Origin of the sequence: Streptomyces sp. NPDC001843 (assembly GCF_042891955.1) — a bacterium.
Lineage (GTDB): Bacteria > Actinomycetota > Actinomycetes > Streptomycetales > Streptomycetaceae > Streptomyces.
Window position 1 is genome coordinate 125,533 of the sequence record NZ_JBIATQ010000016.1, and the last position, 19,119, is coordinate 144,651.

Annotated in this window: 14 protein-coding genes; 10 read left to right on the forward strand and 4 right to left on the reverse strand. The window is 71.6% G+C overall.

Annotated features, from left to right (window positions below; genetic code table 11):
* Positions 1-12: 12 nt before the first annotated feature.
* Positions 13-1,083: an adenosine deaminase gene (locus tag ACFYZQ_RS33315; protein ID WP_389155957.1), complete on the reverse strand. Its 1,071-nt coding sequence runs from the start codon at positions 1,081-1,083 to the stop codon at positions 13-15.
* Between the two features lie 151 nt (positions 1,084-1,234).
* Here ACFYZQ_RS33315 and ACFYZQ_RS33320 point away from each other — a divergent pair, with 151 nt between their 5' ends.
* Positions 1,235-1,999, forward strand: coding sequence for a DUF4190 domain-containing protein (locus ACFYZQ_RS33320; RefSeq protein ID WP_389155960.1), 765 nt, complete (start codon positions 1,235-1,237; stop codon positions 1,997-1,999).
* Positions 2,000-2,019: 20 nt separating this feature from the next.
* Here ACFYZQ_RS33320 and ACFYZQ_RS33325 read toward each other — a convergent pair whose 3' ends face one another.
* Positions 2,020-2,580, reverse strand: coding sequence for an NADAR family protein (locus tag ACFYZQ_RS33325; RefSeq protein ID WP_389155963.1), 561 nt, complete (start codon positions 2,578-2,580; stop codon positions 2,020-2,022).
* Positions 2,581-2,787: 207 nt separating this feature from the next.
* On the opposite strand from ACFYZQ_RS33325, the gene ACFYZQ_RS33330 reads away from it, so the two are divergent.
* The 6 genes from ACFYZQ_RS33330 to ACFYZQ_RS33355 all read left to right on the forward strand — a co-directional run bounded on the left by ACFYZQ_RS33330 (position 2,788) and on the right by ACFYZQ_RS33355 (position 9,987).
* Entirely contained in the window at positions 2,788-4,323 is a 1,536-nt protein-coding gene (locus ACFYZQ_RS33330) for a gamma-aminobutyraldehyde dehydrogenase (RefSeq protein ID WP_389155966.1), read from the forward strand.
* A gap of 66 nt (positions 4,324-4,389) precedes the next feature.
* Positions 4,390-5,637 (forward strand): PotD/PotF family extracellular solute-binding protein, encoded by a 1,248-nt coding sequence (locus ACFYZQ_RS33335; RefSeq protein WP_389155969.1) that lies wholly within the window; start codon positions 4,390-4,392, stop codon positions 5,635-5,637.
* Positions 5,638-5,642: 5 nt separating this feature from the next.
* Positions 5,643-6,800: an ABC transporter ATP-binding protein gene (locus ACFYZQ_RS33340; RefSeq protein ID WP_389155972.1), complete on the forward strand. Its 1,158-nt coding sequence runs from the start codon at positions 5,643-5,645 to the stop codon at positions 6,798-6,800.
* Positions 6,800-7,729 (forward strand): ABC transporter permease, encoded by a 930-nt coding sequence (locus ACFYZQ_RS33345; protein ID WP_389155975.1) that lies wholly within the window; start codon positions 6,800-6,802, stop codon positions 7,727-7,729. The genes ACFYZQ_RS33340 and ACFYZQ_RS33345 overlap by 1 nt, the downstream gene beginning before the upstream one ends.
* Positions 7,730-8,530: an ABC transporter permease gene (locus ACFYZQ_RS33350; RefSeq protein WP_389155977.1), complete on the forward strand. Its 801-nt coding sequence runs from the start codon at positions 7,730-7,732 to the stop codon at positions 8,528-8,530.
* Positions 8,531-8,568: 38 nt separating this feature from the next.
* The gene (locus ACFYZQ_RS33355) at positions 8,569-9,987 is read left to right on the forward strand and encodes an NAD(P)/FAD-dependent oxidoreductase (RefSeq protein WP_389155980.1); all 1,419 of its coding nucleotides are present in this window, start codon (positions 8,569-8,571) and stop codon (positions 9,985-9,987) included.
* A 7-nt stretch (positions 9,988-9,994) separates the two neighbouring features.
* Here ACFYZQ_RS33355 and ACFYZQ_RS33360 read toward each other — a convergent pair whose 3' ends face one another.
* Together ACFYZQ_RS33360 and gabT are read right to left on the reverse strand one after the other, a co-directional pair.
* Positions 9,995-10,789 (reverse strand): phosphatase PAP2 family protein, encoded by a 795-nt coding sequence (locus ACFYZQ_RS33360; protein ID WP_389156045.1) that lies wholly within the window; start codon positions 10,787-10,789, stop codon positions 9,995-9,997.
* Between the two features lie 163 nt (positions 10,790-10,952).
* Positions 10,953-12,287 carry a 4-aminobutyrate--2-oxoglutarate transaminase gene (gene gabT, locus ACFYZQ_RS33365; RefSeq protein WP_389155983.1) on the reverse strand — a complete coding sequence of 445 codons (1,335 nt, stop codon included), beginning with the start codon at positions 12,285-12,287 and terminating at the stop codon, positions 10,953-10,955.
* Between the two features lie 281 nt (positions 12,288-12,568).
* Here gabT and ACFYZQ_RS33370 point away from each other — a divergent pair, with 281 nt between their 5' ends.
* The 3 genes from ACFYZQ_RS33370 (at position 12,569) to ACFYZQ_RS33380 (ending at position 19,079) form a co-directional block, all read left to right on the forward strand.
* Entirely contained in the window at positions 12,569-14,974 is a 2,406-nt protein-coding gene (locus tag ACFYZQ_RS33370; protein WP_389155985.1) for an ATP/GTP-binding protein, read from the forward strand.
* A gap of 130 nt (positions 14,975-15,104) precedes the next feature.
* Positions 15,105-16,685: a PucR family transcriptional regulator gene (locus tag ACFYZQ_RS33375; protein WP_389155987.1), complete on the forward strand. Its 1,581-nt coding sequence runs from the start codon at positions 15,105-15,107 to the stop codon at positions 16,683-16,685.
* Positions 16,686-16,964: 279 nt separating this feature from the next.
* Complete coding sequence (locus ACFYZQ_RS33380) at positions 16,965-19,079, forward strand: MMPL family transporter (RefSeq protein WP_389155990.1); 2,115 nt, start codon at positions 16,965-16,967, stop codon at positions 19,077-19,079.
* The last annotated feature ends 40 nt before the right edge of the window (positions 19,080-19,119 follow it).

Consider the following 19,119-nt stretch of genomic DNA (forward strand, 5'->3'; position numbering starts at 1 on the left):
TCGGGGCGGCTGTCAGGAGGCCGTCCACGCGGCGGTGTAGGTGTCGATCTCCTGTGCGATCCGGACCTTGCCCGCCGCGTCCAGGAAGGAGGCCTCGACGGCGTTCTTCGCGAGGTCGGCCAGGCCGTGCTCGTCCAGGTCGAGGAGGCGGGCGGCCACCGCGTACTCGTTGTTGAGGTCGGTGCCGAACATGGGCGGGTCGTCGGAGTTGACGGTGACCAGGACCCCGGCCTCCACGAACTGCCGGATCGGGTGCTCGTCGAGGGTGCGGACCGCACGGGTGGCTATGTTGGAGGTCGGGCAGACCTCCAGCGGGATGCGGTGCTCGGCGAGGTGGGCGAGCAGCTTCGGGTCCTGCGCGGAGCTGGTGCCGTGCCCGATGCGCTCGGCGCCCAGCTCGGTGAGGGCGTCCCACACCGTCTGCGGGCCGGTGGTCTCGCCCGCGTGCGGCACCGAGTGCAGGCCGGCCGCGATCGCCCGGTCGAAGTACGGCTTGAACTGCGGCCGGGGCACGCCGATCTCCGGGCCGCCGAGCCCGAAGGAGACCAGCCCCTCCGGACGCAGCCGGTCGTCCGTGGCCAGCCGGGCCGTCTCCTCCGCCGACACCAGGCCCGCCTCTCCGGGGATGTCGAAGCACCAGCGCAGCACGGTCCCGAACTCGGCCTCGGCCGCCTTGCGCGCGTCCTCGATGGCGTCCATGAACGCAGCCTCGTCGATGCCACGCCGGGTCGAGGAGAACGGGGTGATGGTCAGCTCGGCGTACCGCACCCGCTGCCGGGCCAGGTCGCGGGCCACCTCGTACGTCAGCAGCCGGACGTCCTCCGGGGTCCGGATCAGGTCGACGACCGACAGGTACACCTCGATGAAGTGCGCGAAGTCCGTGAAGCTGAAGTAGTCGACCAGGGCCTCGGGGTCGGTGGGGACCTTGGAGTCGGGGTGGCGGGCGGCCAGTTCGGAGACGATGCGGGGGGAGGCGGAGCCGACGTGGTGGACGTGCAGTTCGGCCTTGGGCAGTCCGGCGATGAACGCCCGCAGATCGCGGTCGGCCGTGCCGGCGGCGGGTACGGCGGTCTGGTCGGTCAAGGTTCCTCCCCGGAACGGCGCCCACGGACCGTGGCCCGTGGCGCGGGTGATCGGCTGATCGATGACTCGGGGATCATCGTAGGCCCGGGCCCGTGCCGAGCGTGGCCCGGCCGTAGCATGACGGGACGCCAGGGGAAGGGGACCGCGCACCATGTCCGACGAGGAGCCGCAGCCGGGGTCCGTCCGGGGGCAGGGCGCGGACGACACCGCACGGGATCCGTGGGCGCCGCCCGCCGATCGCCCGCCTGCGGATCACGCACCCGGCGACCCAGGGCCCCGGGCGACCCTGGACAAGCCGGGAGCCCCGGAGGGGCCGGCGCCCGCTCCGGGACCTGCGCCCGCTCCGGGACCCGCGCCCGCTTCTCCCTGGGCCGCGCCCGCACCGGCCGATGCCCCTCGGGCCGACCCCGGTCCCTGGGCGCCACCGGTCGTCCACCCAGGCCCGCATGGCGCCCCCGCACCGCCCCCGGCCTGGGCCAACCCCTTCGCCCCGCCCGCGGTGGCCGCCCCGCAGCCCCAGTACGCCCCCGTCCCGCCGCCCCCCATATCTCCCGACGGCCCCGGACAGCTCCCGTACGGCTACCCGGGCCAGCCGGGTTACGGCTACCCGGGCGGGCCAGGTCAGGGCTATCCGGCCGGGCACGGCTACGGCTGGCCCGGGACGCAGCCGATGCCGAGCAACGGGATGGGTACGGCGGCGCTGTCGCTGGGCATCCTGGCCGCCCTCTGCTTCTGGCTGTGGCCGCTGGCCATCGTGCTCGGCGTACTCGCGGTTGTCTTCGGTGTGATCGGCCGCGGCAAGGCCCGCCGCGGTGAGGCGACCAACGGCGGTCAGTCCCTGGCCGGCCTCATCTGCGGCGTCGCCGGCATCGTCCTCGGCCTGCTCGCGACCGTCCTCTTCATCACGACGTCCTGACCCCCGGGGTCCGGACCCCCTCAGGCCCCCTGCGCCAGCCGCTCCCGCGCCACCATCAGCGCGAAGCCGAGCAGGTTCGGCCCCCGCCACCGCTCCGGGTCCGACGCCGCCTCGTCGTCCGCCGCGAGGCCGATGCCCCAGACCCGGTCCACGGGGCTCGCCTCCACCAGGACCCGGTCACCGGTGTTCAGCAGGAACTCCCGCAGCTCCGGGTGGCCGGAGAACTTGTGGACGCTGCCCTCGACCACGATCCGGAAGCGCTCGCGCTCCCATATCGCCTCGTCGAAGCCGCGCACCAGCCGTCCGGCCTTCTTGGCCTGCGAGGGGTGCCCCGCCGCCAGCACCTTGCGCTCCGCCTCCGCGTCCTCGAAGAGCCGCGCCTTACCGGCCATCATCCAGTGCTCCGCCGTCGCGTACTCCACCCCGTCGACCACGAACGGCGACGGCCACCACTGGCTCAGACAGCTCGCGCCGACCCGCCCGTCCGGCCGCGGCCGGTGCCCCCAGAAGTGCAGGAACTTCACCCTCGCCCCTGCCCGGACCTCCGTGATCAGCGCGTCCACGCCGTCGATCTTCCCCATGCACGCGAGTCTGGCACGCACCACTGACACTCCGTCCTGGCATTTCCGGCCCCACTCGACACCTGGTCGACAGATTCCGTTGCGTAACCAAAAGGCAACAACGGAATCACTTGTTGGAGTGCCTTCCCTCTGTCAGGATCGGCACTCAATTCGAGCTGGAGCTACGCCACCCGCCTCCAGGACGGGGTGACGGCGGAGGAGAGCGACATGCACAAACCGGGTACCGCCACCCCGGAGCGATTCCCCGCGCAGGAGCGCCTCGCGGACGGCGCGCAGTTCGTCGCCGGACGCCTGACCGAGGGCACCTCCGGCCGCACGCACGCCGTGGTCGACCCGGCCACCGGCAAGGAGGCGTACACGTACGAGCTGGCCGGAACGGACGACGTCGACGCGGCCGTGGCGGCCGCCCGCGAGGCCTTCCCGGGCTGGTCCGCCGCCACCCCGGGCGAGCGCTCCGACGCCCTGCACCGCTTCGCCGCCGTCGTCGCCGACCGCGCCGAGGACTTCGCCCGCGCCGAGTCCCTCCAGTGCGGCAAGCCGCTCAAGCTCACCCGCGAGTTCGACGTCCCCGGGACCATCGACAACACCGCCTTCTTCGCGGGCGCCGCCCGGCACCTGCAGGGACAGGCCGCCGCCGAGTACTCCGGCGACCACACCTCGTACGTCCGCCGCGAGCCCATAGGCGTCGTCGGCTCGATCGCACCCTGGAACTACCCCCTCCAGATGGCCGCCTGGAAGATCCTCCCGGCGATCGCCGCGGGCAACACCATCGTGCTCAAGCCCGCCGAGCTCACCCCCCTGACCTCGCTGCTCTTCGCGCAGGCGGCGACCGACGCCGGCATCCCCGACGGGGTGATCAACATCGTCACCGGCACCGGCAGGGAGGCCGGCGAGCACCTCGTCGGTCACCCCGACGTGGCCATGACCTCGTTCACCGGATCCACCGCCGTCGGCAGACGGGTCGCCGAGATCGCCACCGCCACCGTCAAGCGCCTCCACCTGGAGCTCGGCGGCAAGGCACCGTTCGTGGTCTTCGACGACGCCGACCTGGAGGCGGCCGTCCACGGCGCCGTCGCGGGCGCCCTCATCAACACCGGACAGGACTGCACCGCCGCCACGCGCGCGTACGTGCAGCGCCCGCTCTACGAGGCGTTCGTCGAGCAGACCGCCGCCCTCATGGAGAGCGTCCGGCTCGGCGACCCCTTCGCCCCCGGCACCGACCTCGGCCCGCTCGTCTCGCACGCCCAGCGCGACCGGGTCGCCGCCTTCGTCGACCGGGCGCGGGGCTACGCGCGCGTGGTGGCCGGCGGCCAGGCGCCGCAGGGGGAACTCGCGAACGGCGCCTACTACCGGCCCACCCTGATCGCCGACGCGCCGCAGGACAGTGAGGTCGTCCAGGCGGAGATCTTCGGCCCGGTGCTGGTCGTCCTCCCCTTCGACGGTGACGCCGAGGGCATCCGGCTGGCCAACGACACCCAGTACGGCCTCGCCGCCTCCGCGTGGACCCGGGACGTCTACCGCGCGGGCCGCGCGACCCGCGAGATCAAGGCGGGCTGCGTCTGGGTCAACGACCACATCCCGATCATCAGCGAGATGCCGCACGGCGGCTTCAAGCAGTCCGGCTTCGGCAAGGACATGTCGGCGTACTCGTTCGAGGAATACACCCAGGTCAAGCACGTCATGTTCGACAACACGGCGGTGGTCCGCAAGGACTGGCACCGCACGATCTTCGGGGACCGATAGCGAAGACCGGCCACCGCCGCGACCACGGCGGGCCGAACCCATCCTCCCGAAAGGGCAACCACGCGCATGGAGCAGTACGAGCCCGACCGCCTGTCTCCGGTCCAAGTGGCCGCGATACGGCGCAGCCTCCGAAGTGGCCGCGCGGCCATGACCCGCCGTTCGCTGCTGCGGGCCTCCGCGGGCGGCGCGCTCACCGTGGGCGGTCTAGGGGCGCTGAGCGCCTGCGGGATCCCCGCGGCCGGCAAGACCCAGGGCGGAACGTCCGCCGAGGACCACTCGGCCGAGGAGAAGGTCGTCGACTTCTCCAACTGGACCGAGTACATCGACGTCGACGACAGCGGCAAGCACCACCCGACGCTGGAGACGTTCCGCAGGCGGACCGGCATCCAGGTCAGGTACACCGAGGACATCAACGACAACGACGAGTTCTTCGGCAAGATCAAGCCGCAGCTCGCCGCCGGCCAGGACACCGGCCGCGACATCATCGTCCTCACCGACTGGCTCGCCGCCCGGCTGATCCGCCTGGGCTGGGTGCAGAAACTGGACCCCTCCCACCTGCCGCACGCCTACACCAACCTGTCGGCGCAGTTCCGCGACCCCGACTGGGACCCGGGCCGCGCCTACTCGTACCCGTGGCAGGGCATCTCGACCGTCATCGCCTACAACAAGAAGGCGCTCGACGGCATCGAGGTGAGGTCGGTCTCCGACCTTCTCGACAACCCCAGGCTGAAGGGCCGCGTCGGCTTCCTCTCCGAGATGCGCGACACCGTCGGCATGACGATGCTCGACATGGGCAAGGACCCCGGCAAGTTCACCGACGACGACTACGACGCGGTGATCGCCCGCCTCCAAAGAGCCGTCGACAAGGGCCAGATCCGCCGCTTCACCGGCAACGACTACACCTCCGACCTCACCAAGGGCGACTTCGCGGCATGCGTCGCCTGGGCCGGTGACGTCGTCCAGCTCAAGGCGGACAGCCCGGACGTCGACTTCGTCATCCCCGACAGTGGCTACATGACGTCGACCGACAACATGCTGATCCCCAACAGGGCCCGCCACAAGACCAACGCCGAGCTGCTCATGGACTTCTACTACGAGCCCCAGCAGGCCGCCGCGCTCGCCGCCTACATCAACTACGTGACGCCGGTCGACGGTGTGAAGCCCTACCTTGCGAAGATCGACAAGGGTGCGGCGGACAACCCGCTGATCATTCCCGACAAGGCCATGCAGGCCAGGTCCCACGCCTTCCGGTCACTGAGCCAGAAGGAAGAGACGGCCTACGAAGAGAAGTTCGCGAAGCTGACAGGGGCGTGACGACGATGAGGACGACAGAGACGACGGACTCGAGCGGCGACGTCCACCTCTCGGGGATCGGCAAGACCTACGGCTCCTTCACCGCCGTGCACCCGCTGGACCTGACCGTCCCGCAGGGCTCCTTCTTCGCCCTGCTCGGCGCCTCGGGCTGCGGCAAGACCACCACCCTGCGCATGATCGCCGGCCTGGAGGAACCTTCCTGCGGCACCGTGCACCTCGGTGACCAGGACGTGACCCACCTGCCGCCGTACAAGCGGCCGGTCAACACGGTCTTCCAGTCGTACGCCCTCTTCCCGCACCTCGACATCTTCGAGAACGTCGCCTTCGGCCTGCGCCGGCGCGGCATCAAGAGCGTGAAGAAGCAGGTCGAGGAGATGCTGGAGCTCGTACAGCTCGGCGAGCAGGCGCGCAAGAAGCCGCACCAGCTCTCCGGCGGCCAGCAGCAGCGCGTCGCGGTCGCCCGCGCGCTCATCAACCATCCCAAGGTGCTCCTCCTCGACGAGCCGCTCGGCGCCCTCGACCTCAAGCTGCGCCGGCAGATGCAGCTGGAGCTCAAGCGGATCCAGACCGAGGTGGGCATCACCTTCGTCCACGTCACGCACGACCAGGAGGAGGCCATGACGATGGCCGACACGGTCGCCGTGATGAACGCGGGCCGCGTCGAACAGCTCGGCTCGCCCACCGACCTGTACGAGAACCCGCGGACCACGTTCGTCGCGAACTTCCTCGGCACCTCCAACCTGATCGAGGCCGAGGTCGACTCCGGCAGCGGGGACGACATCGTCCTGAAGGCGGGCGGGGGCAAGCTGGTGCTGCCCCGGGCGCGGTGCTCCGCCCCGGCGACGGCAGGCGGCAGGGTGCTGGTGGGCATCCGCCCGGAGAAGATCTCCCTCACGCACGCCGACGACGCGGGGGAGATCCCTCAGGGCCGCAACCGCATCTCCGGGAAGATCGCGGACTCCAGTTTCATCGGCGTCTCCACGCAGTACGTGATCGACAGCCCGGTCTGCCCCGAGTTCGAGGTCTACGCCCAGAACATCGACCGTGACGCCCGTCTGGTGCCCGGCACCGATGTCGTCCTGCACTGGAATCCGGCGCATACCTTCGGGCTGGACGCGGCGCAGGACATAGGTGCCGGCACCGAGGAAGAGGTCGCCGCCTGATGTCGACGCTCACCGAGGCGCCCCCGCCCCTCGCCCCCGCCGAGCCGGCGAAGAAGCCCCCGCGCCGACGCGGCCGCCTCACCCCGTACTGGCTGCTGCTGCCCGGCATCCTCTGGTTGATCGTCTTCTTCGCCCTGCCGATGATCTACCAGGCGTCCACCTCCGTGCAGACGGGCTCCCTGGAGGAGGGCTACAAGGTCACCTGGCACTTCGCGACCTACTGGGACGCGCTGGCCGAGTACTGGCCGCAGTTCCTGCGCTCGGTCCTCTACGCCGCCGCCGCGACCGTGCTGTGCCTGGTGCTCGGCTACCCCCTGGCCTATCTGATCGCCTTCCGCGCGGGCCGCTGGCGGAACCTCATCATGGTCCTGGTGATCGCGCCGTTCTTCACCAGCTTCCTGATCCGCACCCTCGCCTGGAAGACCATCCTCGCGGACGGCGGCCCGGTCGTCGGCGCCCTGGGCGCCCTGCACGTCCTGGACCTCACCGACTGGCTCGGCTGGACGGCGGGCGACCGTGTGCTGGCCACGCCGCTGGCCGTGGTGTGCGGCCTCACGTACAACTTCCTGCCGTTCATGATCCTGCCGCTGTACACCTCGCTGGAGCGGATCGACGGCCGGCTGCACGAGGCGGCCGGCGACCTGTACGCCAGGCCCTGGACCACCTTCCGCAAGGTCACCTTCCCGCTGTCGATGCCCGGTGTGGTCTCCGGCACGCTGCTGACCTTCATCCCGGCGGCCGGCGACTACGTCAACGCCGAACTCCTCGGCTCCACCGACACCCGCATGATCGGCAACGTCATCCAGACGCAGTTCCTGCGGATCCTGGACTACCCGACGGCCGCCGCCCTCTCCTTCATCCTCATGGCCGCGATCCTGCTCATGGTCACGGTCTACATCCGCCGGTCCGGGACGGAGGACCTGCTCTAAATGCCACTCGTCACCTGGCTCAAGCGCCATCTCGTCGTCATCGCCGGACTGCTCACGCTCGCCTACCTGCTGCTGCCGAACGTCGTCGTAACGGTGTTCTCCTTCAACAAGCCGAAGGGGCGCTTCAACTACGCGTGGCAGCAGTTCTCCCTGGACGCCTGGAAGGACCCGTGCGGCGTCGCCGACATGTGCGGCTCGCTGTCCGTCAGCCTCCAGATCGCCGTCTGGGCGACGGTCGGCGCGACGCTGCTCGGCACGATGATCGCCTTCGCGCTGGTCCGCTACCGCTTCCGCGCGCGGTCCGCCGTGAACTCGCTGATCTTCCTGCCGATGGCCATGCCCGAGGTCGTCATGGCGGCCTCGCTGCTCACCCTGTTCCTCAACATGGGCGCTCAGCTGGGGTTCTGGACGATCCTGATCGCGCACATCATGTTCTGCCTGAGCTTCGTCGTCGTCGCGGTCAAGGCCCGCGTGATGTCGATGGACCCGCGCCTGGAGGAGGCGGCCCGGGACCTGTACGCCTCCCCGGCACAGACGTTCCTGCGGGTCACCCTGCCCATCGCGGCGCCCGGGATCGCCGCGGGCGCGCTGCTGTCCTTCGCGCTCTCCTTCGACGATTTCATCATCACCAACTTCAACGCGGGCTCGACCGTCACCTTCCCCATGTTCGTGTGGGGCTCGGCGCAGCGCGGAACGCCCGTCCAGATCAATGTCATCGGTACGGCCATGTTCCTGGTCGCCGTCCTGCTCGTGCTGGCCTCGATGGTCATCACCGACCGCCGCAACCGGCACAAGGCATGACCCCAAGAATCGGAAGACCTCTGTAGGGAGTTGAAATCATGGCCCCGAGCGCCATGACCCGTTGGATCACGTCTCTCTCCGAAGCACAGCCGGTCCCGTACTGGCTCGAAGACCCCGGCAAGCCCCACCCCGAGGCCGCCCTCACCGGCACCGAGACCTGCGACCTGCTGGTCGTCGGCGGCGGTTACAGCGGACTGTGGACCGCGCTGAACGCCAAGGAGCGCGACCCGCAGCGGGACGTGGTGCTGCTGGAGGGCCGTGAGGTGGGCTGGGCCGCCTCGGGCCGCAACGGCGGCTTCTGCGCCGCCTCCCTCACGCACGGACTGCCCAACGGCCTGGCCCGCTGGCCGGACGAGATCCACACCCTGCAGAAGCTGGGCGATCGCAACCTCGACGAGATCGAGGCCGCGATCGCCCGGCACGGCATCGACTGCGACTTCGAACGCACCGGCGAGATCGACGTCGCCACCGAGACCTACCAGGCGTGGGAACTGCGCGACTGGCACAAGGAGCTGCAGGACAAGGGCCTCGCCGACGGCATCGAGTTCCTGGACGCCGACGCGGTGCGCGAGCAGGTGAACTCGCCGACCTTCGAGGCGGGTCTGTACGACCGCCGGGGCGTGGCCATGCTCCACCCGGCCAAACTCGCCTGGGGCCTCAAGCGGGCCTGCGCCCGCCTGGGCGTGCGGGTCTACGAGCACACGCCCGCCCTCACCCTCAAGCCGTACGGCGCCGGCATGGCCGTACGCACCCCTTACGGCTCGGTCCGTGCCCGCAAGGTGGCCCTCGGCACGAACATCTTCCCGAACCTCCTGCGGCGCGTCCGCTCCTACACCGTCCCGGTCTACGACTACGCGCTGATGACGGAGCCGCTGTCCGCCGACCGGCTGGCGGCGATCGGCTGGAAGAACAGACAGGGCCTCGGCGACTCGGCGAACCAGTTCCACTACTTCCGGCTGTCCGCCGACAACCGGATCCTGTGGGGCGGCTACGACGCGGTCCACCACTACGGCCGCCGCGTTCGCGCCGAGTACGACGACCGCCCGGAGACCTACGCCAAGCTCGCCGGGCACTTCTTCACCTGCTTCCCGCAGCTCGAAGGCGTCCGCTTCACGCACGCGTGGGGCGGCGCCATCGACACCTGCTCACGTTTCTCGGCGTTCTTCGGCACCGCCCACCAGGGGAAGGTGGCCTACGCGGCGGGCTACACGGGCCTCGGTGTCGGTGCCACCCGGTTCGGCGCCGACGTGATGCTGGACCTGCTGGACGGGGAACGCACCGAGCGGACGGAGCTGGAGATGGTCCGCAAGAAGCCCCTGCCCTTCCCGCCCGAACCGTTCGCCTGGACCGGCATCGCCCTCACCAAGTGGTCCCTGGCCCGCGCGGACGCCCAGGGCGGCAGACGCAACCTGTGGCTGAAGACCATGGACCGGCTGGGACTGGGCTTCGACAGCTGACCCGGCTCTAAGAGCCCCGGCCGGCCACCAGATGCATGGAGGCGAGCAGCACCGTGCACAGGCACCAACTGGCCACCACGTCCAGTGGCCAGTGGTAGCCGTGCCGGACCAGGCCGAAGGAGACGCCGAGCACCAGGGCGGCACCGGCGGCGAGGAGTGCGCGGCGCCCCAGCGGCGAACGGACCCGGGGGAGGAGCAGCAGGGCCGCCGAGCCGTACGCGATCGCCGCCGTGGCCGTGTGCCCGGACGGGTAGTAGCCGACGCCCGGCGGCACGACGGGGGTGCCGGGGCGGGCGGTCCACTCCTTCAGCGGTACGACGACCGCCGGGACCAGCGCCATCAGGGCCGCCGCGGCGGCCGACGGCTGCCACCAGCGGTCCGTACCGGTGGCACGGGCCCGCCAGGCCGCGTAGACCAGGACCACCGCCAGCACCGGCACCGCGATCTGGGCGTTGCCGAGATCGGCCAGGAACTGTGAGGTGCCGTCCGGGTGGACCAGGGCGCCGCTCAGACGCTCGTCGAGCCGCTCCAGCGGGCCGCCGGTGACGACCTGCCAGGTGATGAGCACGAAAAAGAGGGCCGGCAGGCCCAGGAGAAGGAGGAGAAGAAAGGAGGTCGGCCGCCCCGGAACAGGGGGGGTGGTTCCGGGGCGGCCGTCCGGACCGGAATGTCGCGCGCCCCGGGGGGTTTGGGGCGAGCGACCGTCCGATCGGTGAGGAGATCCGGAGCCGGAGGCACCGGTTGTGTGCGCGAGGGCACGACCAGGTCGAAGCTGGGGAGGCCCCGGCCTGATGTCGCCCACAGTCCCCTGTGGGCGGGGTGTATCTCTCATCTGGATAGAACCTACGACAGGGGGTGGCGCCAGGACAGACGGAATCGCGTCCCGACATCCACCTCGCACACGTTCTTCACACGGCCTGCCGTACCCGTGGCCTCGCTGTCGGTGACGGGTGCGGACCCGTCGCTCAGATGCGCGCGAACGCCTGCTCGATGATGTCGAGACCCTCGTTCAGCAGGTCCTCGCCGATGACCAGCGGCGGCAGGAAACGCAGCACGTTGCCGTAGGTGCCACAGGTCAGGACCAGCAGGCCCTCCTGGTGGCAGGCCTTGGCGAGCGCGGCGGTCGCCTCGGGGTTCGGCTCCTTGGTCGTACGGTCCTTGACCAGCTCGATCGCGATCATCGCGCCCCGGCCGCGCACGTCACCGATGACCTCGAACTTCTCGGCCATGGCGGACAGGCGGGACTTCATGACCGACTCGATGCTCTTCGCCTTCGCGTTGAGGTCGAGCTCCTTCATGGTCTCGATGGCGCCGAGCGCACCGGCACAGGCCACCGGGTTGCCGCCGTAGGTGCCGCCGAGGCCGCCGGCGTGCGCGGCGTCCATCATCTCGGCACGGCCGGTGACGGCGGCGAGCGGCAGACCGCCCGCGATGCCCTTGGCGGTGGTGATCAGGTCGGGGACGATGCCCTCGTCCTCGCACGCGAACCACTGGCCCGTACGGCAGAAGCCGGACTGGATCTCGTCGGCGACGAACACGATGCCGTTGTCGGAGGCGAACTCGCGGATCGCGGGCAGGAAGCCCTTGGCCGGCTCGATGAAGCCGCCCTCGCCGAGCACCGGCTCGATGATGATCGCCGCCACGTTGTCCGGGCCGACCTGCTTGGTGATCTGGTCGATGGCCTGCGCCGCGGCCTCCGGGCCGGCGTTCTCGGGACCGGTCGGCCAGCGGTAGCCGTACGCCACCGGCACCCGGTAGACCTCGGGCGCGAACGGGCCGAAGCCGTGCTTGTACGGCATGTTCTTCGCGGTCAGCGCCATCGTCAGGTTGGTACGGCCGTGGTAGCCGTGGTCGAACACGACGACCGCCTGGCGCTTGGTGTACGCACGCGCGATCTTGACGGCGTTCTCGACGGCCTCGGCGCCGGAGTTGAACAGCGCGGACTTCTTCGCGTGGTCGCCCGGGGTGAGCTCGGCGAGGGCCTCGGCCACCGCCACGTAGCCCTCGTAGGGGGTGACCATGAAACAGGTGTGGGTGAAGTCGGCGAGCTGGGCTGTGGCCCGGCGTACGACGGCCTCGGCGGACGCGCCGACGCTGGTCACCGCGATGCCGGAACCGAAGTCGATGAGCCGGTTCCCGTCGACGTCCTCGATGATGCCGCCGCCCGCGCGCGTGGTGAACACGGGCAGCACGGAGCCCACACCCTGCGCGACCGCGGCGGTGCGGCGGGCCTGCAGTTCCTGCGACTTCGGGCCGGGGATGGCGGTGACGACGCGGCGCTCCTGCGGAAGTGCGCTCATGAGGGGCTCCTGGTGGTTTTGCGGCCTTGACTTGCCTTGACGGCTCTTGCCTTCTTTTCTCGCAGGCTAGGGCGGGGAGAGGGGGCTGGGCATGCTCCATGTGGGCGTTGTCGGGAATTCTTGTTGTCCGCGGTGGACATGGCGGCCCGGGAACCGCTCGATCCGGCACTCGAAAGTCGTCTGTCCGCTCTCTCGGCCGCGTAAGCGGTGAACTCCCCAGGGCTGGGCGTTAGATTGACTCGCTGATGGTGGACGGAACGGCTGGTCAGGGGGCAACGGCGATGGACAGCGACGGGACGCAGGACGCGCAGGGTACGCATGCGAATCCCGTGCCGCGTCCGGCGCGGCCGCAGGACGCGCCCACGGTGCCGCCGCGGCCCGCGAGGCCGCCGCAGCAGACGGGTTCCCACGGTTTCGAGCAGCAGGCCCCCCGGCGGTCGGCCGTCGCCGAATGGCTCGACGAGCCGCGCCCGGACACCGGACTCGGCATCTGGCGGTTCGGGTACCGTCCCCCCAAGGGGGCGCAGTCACCGGACCGGCTTCCCGGGATCACGGTCGTCGGCCTGCTGATCCCCCTGGTCGTGGCCCTGCTCCTCTGGTCCCTGTGGCGCCACGGCGGCGTTCCCTACCAGTGGGCACTGCTGAGGCTGTTCACGCCGGACGACTGGTGGTGGGCCGGCACCACCTCCCCCAAGGGGATGCAGGGCCGTGAGGCCGCCGTGGTCTACGACGGCGTCTTCTTCGCCGTCCTCGTCTACGGGGTCGCCCGGCTGGGCGGCTGGCCCGAGGTCGTACGGCACGTCGTCGGCCGCCGCCCGCAACCCGCGCGGGCCCTGCTCGCCGCCCTCGGCGGGCTCGCCGCGCTGAGCCTGGTCTTCCCCGACGCCTTCGGCGCCGGCTGGGACGCCCTTCCGGTCGTCGACCCGCTGTTCTCCCTCATCGTCCTGATCACGGGCGGCTACGAGGTGTTCACCTCACAACTGCTCACCGACGGGCTGTACGCGCTGATCACCCTGCTGGTCCTGTGGCCCTTCGCCCGCGTCGGCGGCTGGTGGGCGTACGGGAGGGAACTCGCCGCCCGCCGCAGCGCCGCGGCCGACCCGACGGCGCCACCGGCCCCGGACCTGCCGCGCTCGCAGTGGCCCGAACTCCGCCACGCCGGGCAGCACCAGGCGGCCGACGTCCTCACCGCCGAAGTGGCCGGCGGCCGGATGAACGACGTGGACTGCGCCCGGATCGAACGCGCCTGGGCCGACGCCCGGAGCGGGGGGCGGCTCGCGCACTTCACGGACACCGTGCTGCGGGAGGGCGCGGCGGCCTGGACGCACCCGTCCGGGGCCCGCGACCTCCCGCACCGCACCGCACACCACGATCTGCTCGACGGCCAGGTGCGCATCGGGCGTTGGGCGCCGGGGGAGCGGACGCCACGCGCCTACCACGGCGCGGGCGCGGCCGTCGGCCCGAAGGTCCTCGGCACCTCCCTCCTGCTGGTGGGACCGCCGGGCGCGGGCAAGACCCGGCATGTGATCGAACCGGTGACCGAGGCGCTGGCGCTGCAGGCGCTCACCGGCCGCTGCGCGGTGGTCGTGGTCCGCACCACCGGCTCCGCGCCCGGCCCGGACCCGGCGTTCGACGTCGTCGTCCGGATCGGCGACCCCGCCTCCGTCCACGACCTCGACCCGTACGCGGGGGCCGAAGACCCCGACGAGGCCGCCGCCTTCCTCGCCGAGGCCCTGGCGGGCGACCTCGACACCGTCAGCGCGCAGAGCGCCGCCACCGCGCTGGCCCAGTTGCTCGGCCCGTACCGCTCCGCGCACGGACACTTCCCGCCGCTGCCGGCACTGCGCGACCTGCTGGAGGGCGACCGGGGGGCGCTGGCCGCCCTGCGCGACGCGCTCAGCGGCGACGGGCACGCCGTGATGCGCCGCGAACTCGACGCCCGGATGCGGCAGACCGGCGGCGCGGCCGACGTCGGCCCCGTCCTCGCCGGCCGGCTCGCGCTACTGGACCGGCCCGTCTTCGCCGAGTTCTTCGGCGCCGGCGACCAGATCCGCCCCTTCTCGCTGCGCGCGGTCGCCCACCATCCGCTGCGCGTCCGCATCGACCTCCCCGAGCGCGGCCACGAGGAGGCCGCCCGCCTGCTCACCCGGCTCGTCCTCGCCCAGTTCAGCACCGTCGTACGGGAGAACCGGCCCGGGCACTTCGCCTGCCTGGTCCTGGACGACGCCACCGGCACGATCACCGGGGAGTCGGTGCGCCGCATCCAGCGCCTGCGCTCCCTGAACGCCGGAGTCGTCCTCGCCCTGCGCACGATCGCCGACGTGCCCGAGGCGTTGCACGGTCCGCTGCTGGGCGCCGTCGGCTGCCGTATGGCCTTCTCCGGCGTGACCACCTGGGACGGCAGCAGGTTCGCGCACGCCTGGGGAACCGAGTGGGTGGAGACCAAGGAGGTCGCCAAGCACACCGTCTTCGCCGACCAGCCGATGACCCGGGCCATCCACGCGCTGCGCAAGCTCGTCACCGGGAAGGCCGTGACCACGGACGCCGTGACCGTGAAGCAGGTCGAGCGGGAGCGCTGGTCGGCCTCCGAACTGGCCCACGAGGTACCCCCGGGCCACGCGGTGCTGTCCCTGACCGACGTGAAGGGTGAGCACGCCCCGCCGCTGCTGGTGGATCTGCGCGGCTAGGGACTTCCGAAAGGGGCAGACAGAGGGCCAGCGGGAGACCGTACAGTGAGGCAGAATCGGCATAGGCCGTTCATACGCGGCGGCCAAATGATCACAACGATCACCCGATCTCCCCAGACCTGAAGGCCCCATGCCCCCGACGCTCGCCTCGCTCGTCCACCACTCCGCGCTCAAACTCACCGTGCGCGCCGGCGAGGACCGTCTCGACGTGCCCGTCCGATGGGCACACGTCAGTGAACTCGCCGACCCCGTGCCGTACATGGAGGGCGGGGAACTGCTGCTGATCACCGCGCTGAAGCTGGACGCCGAGGACCCCGAGGCGATGCGGCGCTATGTGAAGCGGCTGGTCGGCGCGGGCGTCGTCGGGCTCGGTTTCGCCGTCGGGGTCAACTACGACGAGATCCCGGGGGCCCTCGTCGACGCCGCCGAGCAGGAGGGACTGCCGCTGCTGGAGGTGCCCCGCCGCACCCCCTTCCTCGCCATCAGCAAGGCGGTGTCCGCGGCCATCGCCGCCGACCAGTACCGGGCGGTGACCGCCGGATTCGCCGCCCAGCGGGAGCTGACCAGGCAAGCGCTCAGCACGGGCCCCGAGGGGCTGCTCGGCGCGCTCGCCGCACAGGTCGACGGCTGGGCCGCGCTGTACGACGCCTCGGGCGCCGTGGTCGCCACCGCGCCGGAGTGGGCGGGGCGGCGGGCCGCCCGGCTCACCGCCGACGTGGAACGGCTGCGGGACCGGCCCGCGCCCGCCTCGTCGGTGGTCGGCCTCCCCGACCACGACGACCGGGTCGAGCTGCACACCCTGGGCACCGGGCGGCGACCGCGCGCGGCCCTCGCCGTGGGCACGGCAGCCGCCCTCGGCACGGCCGAGCGGTACGCCGTCCACTCCGCCATCGCCCTGCTCACCCTCACCACCGAACGGTCCCGGTCGCTGCAGGCCGCCGAGCAGCGCGTCGGAGCGGCCGTGCTGCGGATGCTGCTCGCCGGCCATCCGGACCACGCCAGGGCCGTCGCCGGGGATCTGTACGGCGGACTGCTCGACGCGCCGTTCCGGGTGATCGTCGCCGCGTCGCTCGCCACCGACGCCGGCGCGGACCCGCTGGGCGCGCTGGCGGAGTCGGTGGAGTCCGCCGCGGCCCGCTCGGGCGAGGCCGTGCTGGTCGTGCCCGAGGGGGAGCGGCTGGTGGTGCTCGCCGCGGACGAGGGTGCGGCGGTGGCCGCCTGCACGGAGCACGCTGCGGCGCTGGAGGCGGCGCGGAGCGCTCCGGAGCAGACCGTCGGCGACGAGGACGAGCTGGTCGCGGGCATGTCGGCGCCGGCCGGCCCGATCGCCGCCGCGGCCGCCTACAAGCAGGCCGAGCAGGCGCTGTCCGTCGCGCGGCGGCGGGGCCGGGTGATGGTGGAGCACGAGCAACTGGCGGCGGGATCGGTGCTGCCGCTGCTGGCCGACGACGCGGTGAAGGCGTTCGCGGACGGGTTGCTGCGCGCGCTGCACGAACACGACGCCACGGGCCGCGGCGACCTGGTCGCCTCTCTCCGGGCGTGGCTCTCCCGCCACGGCCAGTGGGACGCGGCCGCAGCGGACCTGGGGGTCCACCGCCATACGCTGCGCTACCGGATGCGGCGCGTCGAGGAGATCCTCGGCCGCTCCCTGGACGACCCGGATGTCCGCATGGAGCTGTGGCTGGCGCTGAAGGCCACGTCGACGGAGTAGACGCCGGCTTCGGTGATCCTCGGCGGCGTGCCGGGGCCCCGGAATGACATCTCAGCTTGTTCTTCGACTTTCCAGGGGCGCGGGGAACTGCGCGGCCAGCCCCCACCCACCCGCAGGCGAACACGCACCCGCGGCTCCTTACTCCCGGGGGAGTAATCCGCACCCCCCGCCACCCCAGGCAGTACCCGCGGGCTCCCCCTCCCGTCCGACGTAAACCCCTCCCCGTGCCGGAAGGCTGACAGCTGAAACGGTAGTCGTCGTAGCGAGGGAGATCTGCCCATGACGGTCGGGAAGACAACCACGAAGGGCGTGGGACGCAGGCGGGCCGTGCCCTGGGCGCTGCTCGGGTTATGGGTGGCCGTGCTCGCGCTGGTCGGCCCGTTCGCGGCGAAGCTCGCCGACGTGCAGCACGACCGGGCCACCGACTACCTGCCCTCCAGCGCCGACTCGACCCAAGTGGCCCGGATACAGGACGCGCTGCCCGGGGGCGAGAGCACCGAGATGGTGATCGTGTACCACCGGGGCGGCGGGCTGAGCGCCGACGACCGGCGGGTGGCGGCCGGGCAGGTCGAGGAGATCGCCGCAGCGCATGAGCTGGTCGGCGGGGCGCCCAAGGGGATTGCGTCCGACGACGGTACGACCCTCATGTACCCCGTAGTCAGCAACGAGCCCGGGCGCGACGAGAAGCTGCGGGACGCGCTCGTCGAGGACGTCCGGGGCATCGCCCGCAGCCAGGACGGGCTGAGCGTCGAGGTGGGCGGCACCGCAGCGCTCGGCACCGACGCCGGCAAGGTCTACGACTCACTCGGCGGGCCACTGCTCTACACCACCGTCGCCGTCGTCGCCCTCCTGCTGATCCTGATCTACCGCAGTCCGGTGCTGTGGCTCGTGCCGCTCGTAGTCGCCGGCATCGCCGACCTCATGTCGATGGGCGTCGCGTACGGGCTCAACCAGGCCTTCGGTACCACCGTCACGGGCCAGAGCTCCGCCGTGATGACGATCCTCGTGTTCGGCGCGGGCACCGACTACGCATTGCTCCTCGTCTCCCGCTACCGGGAGGAACTGCGGCGCATCGAGCGCCCGTACGAGGCCATGGTCGCCGCCCTGCGCGGCTGCGGGCCCGCCGTGCTCGCCTCCTCCGGCACCGTCGCCGCCGGCCTGCTGTGTCTGCTCGCCGCCGATCTCAACAGCAGCCGCGGCATGGGCCCGCTCGGCACGGTCGGTGTGCTGTGCGCGCTGATCGCGATGCTGACACTGCTCCCCGCCGTCCTCGTACTGCTCGGGCGGCGGGTCTTCTGGCCGCTCGTACCGGCCTACGGCAGCGAACCCGAACAGCGGCGGAGCCTCTTCGCCGCGATGGGCGACTCCGCCGGACGCAGGCCGCTGACCGTGCTCGCGAGCGGAGCCGTCCTGCTCGGCGCACTCGCCCTCGGCACGCTCAACCTGTCGGGACCGGTCAAGCAGGAGGACTCCTTCGTCACCAAGCCGGAGGCCGTCACCGCCATGGAGACCCTCGCCCGGGCTTACCCCGAGCGCGGCACCCAGCCCATCGACGTGATCACCCCGGCGGACCGCGTCGACCGGACCCTCGCGGCGATCCGGGCCACCCGGGGAGTCGAGAGCGCCGAGAAGAGCCGCACCGGAGGCGGCTGGGCCGAGATCTCCGTCATCGCGAAGGACACACCCCAGTCGGCGGGAGAGACCGCCACCATCAAGTCCCTGCGCAGCGAGCTGAAGGGCTCGTACGTCGGCGGGGACAGCGCCGAGCAGATCGACCTGGAGGACACCAACAGCCGGGACACGAAGATCGTCGTACCCCTGGTCCTCGTCTCGGTGCTGCTCATCCTGTTCGTCCTGCTGCGCAGTCTCGTCGCGCCGCTCATCCTGGTGGCCGCCGTGGTCGCGGTCTGGGGCGCGGCCCTCGGGATCGCCGGGCTGGTCCTCGGGCCGGTCCTCGGTATCAAGGGAACCGATCCGGGGCTCGGGCTGCTGTCCTTCGTGTTCCTCGTCGCCCTCGGCGTCGACTACGGCATCTTCCTCATGCACCGGATGCGGGAGGAGTCCCTGGCCGGCGCGGAACCGGCCGCCGCCGCGCTCACCGCCCTGCGGAGCACAGGCGCCGTCATCGCCTCGGCCGGCCTGGTCCTCGCCGCGACCTTCGCCGTGCTGATGAACATGGGGCTCGTGCAACTCGTCGAACTCGGCTTCGTGATCGCCGTCGGCGTACTCCTCGACACCTTCCTCGTACGGACGTACCTGGTGACCAGTGCCAGCGTCGCCCTGCGCCGGAAGATGTGGTGGCCGGGCGGCCTCTCCCGCGAACCCGCGCCCGGCGCCGGGCCGTCCGAACCGACCGAGCCGCCACGGCAGCCGGAACAGGTCGGCGCGCCCTGACCTGCCGGGCTCACCACAGCCGACCGGGCGCCTCTCCTGC

Coding starts and splice junctions, on each gene's coding strand:
- ACFYZQ_RS33330 (WP_389155966.1), top strand. CDS start 2,788: ATGCACAAACCGGGTACCGCCACCCCGGAGCGATTCCCCGCGCAGGAG.
- ACFYZQ_RS33340 (WP_389155972.1), top strand. CDS start 5,643: ATGAGGACGACAGAGACGACGGACTCGAGCGGCGACGTCCACCTCTCG.
- ACFYZQ_RS33325 (WP_389155963.1), bottom strand. CDS start 2,580: ATGGGGAAGATCGACGGCGTGGACGCGCTGATCACGGAGGTCCGGGCA.
- gabT (WP_389155983.1), bottom strand. CDS start 12,287: ATGAGCGCACTTCCGCAGGAGCGCCGCGTCGTCACCGCCATCCCCGGC.
- ACFYZQ_RS33370 (WP_389155985.1), top strand. CDS start 12,569: ATGGACAGCGACGGGACGCAGGACGCGCAGGGTACGCATGCGAATCCC.
- ACFYZQ_RS33320 (WP_389155960.1), top strand. CDS start 1,235: ATGTCCGACGAGGAGCCGCAGCCGGGGTCCGTCCGGGGGCAGGGCGCG.
- ACFYZQ_RS33345 (WP_389155975.1), top strand. CDS start 6,800: ATGTCGACGCTCACCGAGGCGCCCCCGCCCCTCGCCCCCGCCGAGCCG.
- ACFYZQ_RS33335 (WP_389155969.1), top strand. CDS start 4,390: ATGGAGCAGTACGAGCCCGACCGCCTGTCTCCGGTCCAAGTGGCCGCG.
- ACFYZQ_RS33350 (WP_389155977.1), top strand. CDS start 7,730: ATGCCACTCGTCACCTGGCTCAAGCGCCATCTCGTCGTCATCGCCGGA.
- ACFYZQ_RS33355 (WP_389155980.1), top strand. CDS start 8,569: ATGGCCCCGAGCGCCATGACCCGTTGGATCACGTCTCTCTCCGAAGCA.
- ACFYZQ_RS33380 (WP_389155990.1), top strand. CDS start 16,965: ATGACGGTCGGGAAGACAACCACGAAGGGCGTGGGACGCAGGCGGGCC.
- ACFYZQ_RS33375 (WP_389155987.1), top strand. CDS start 15,105: ATGCCCCCGACGCTCGCCTCGCTCGTCCACCACTCCGCGCTCAAACTC.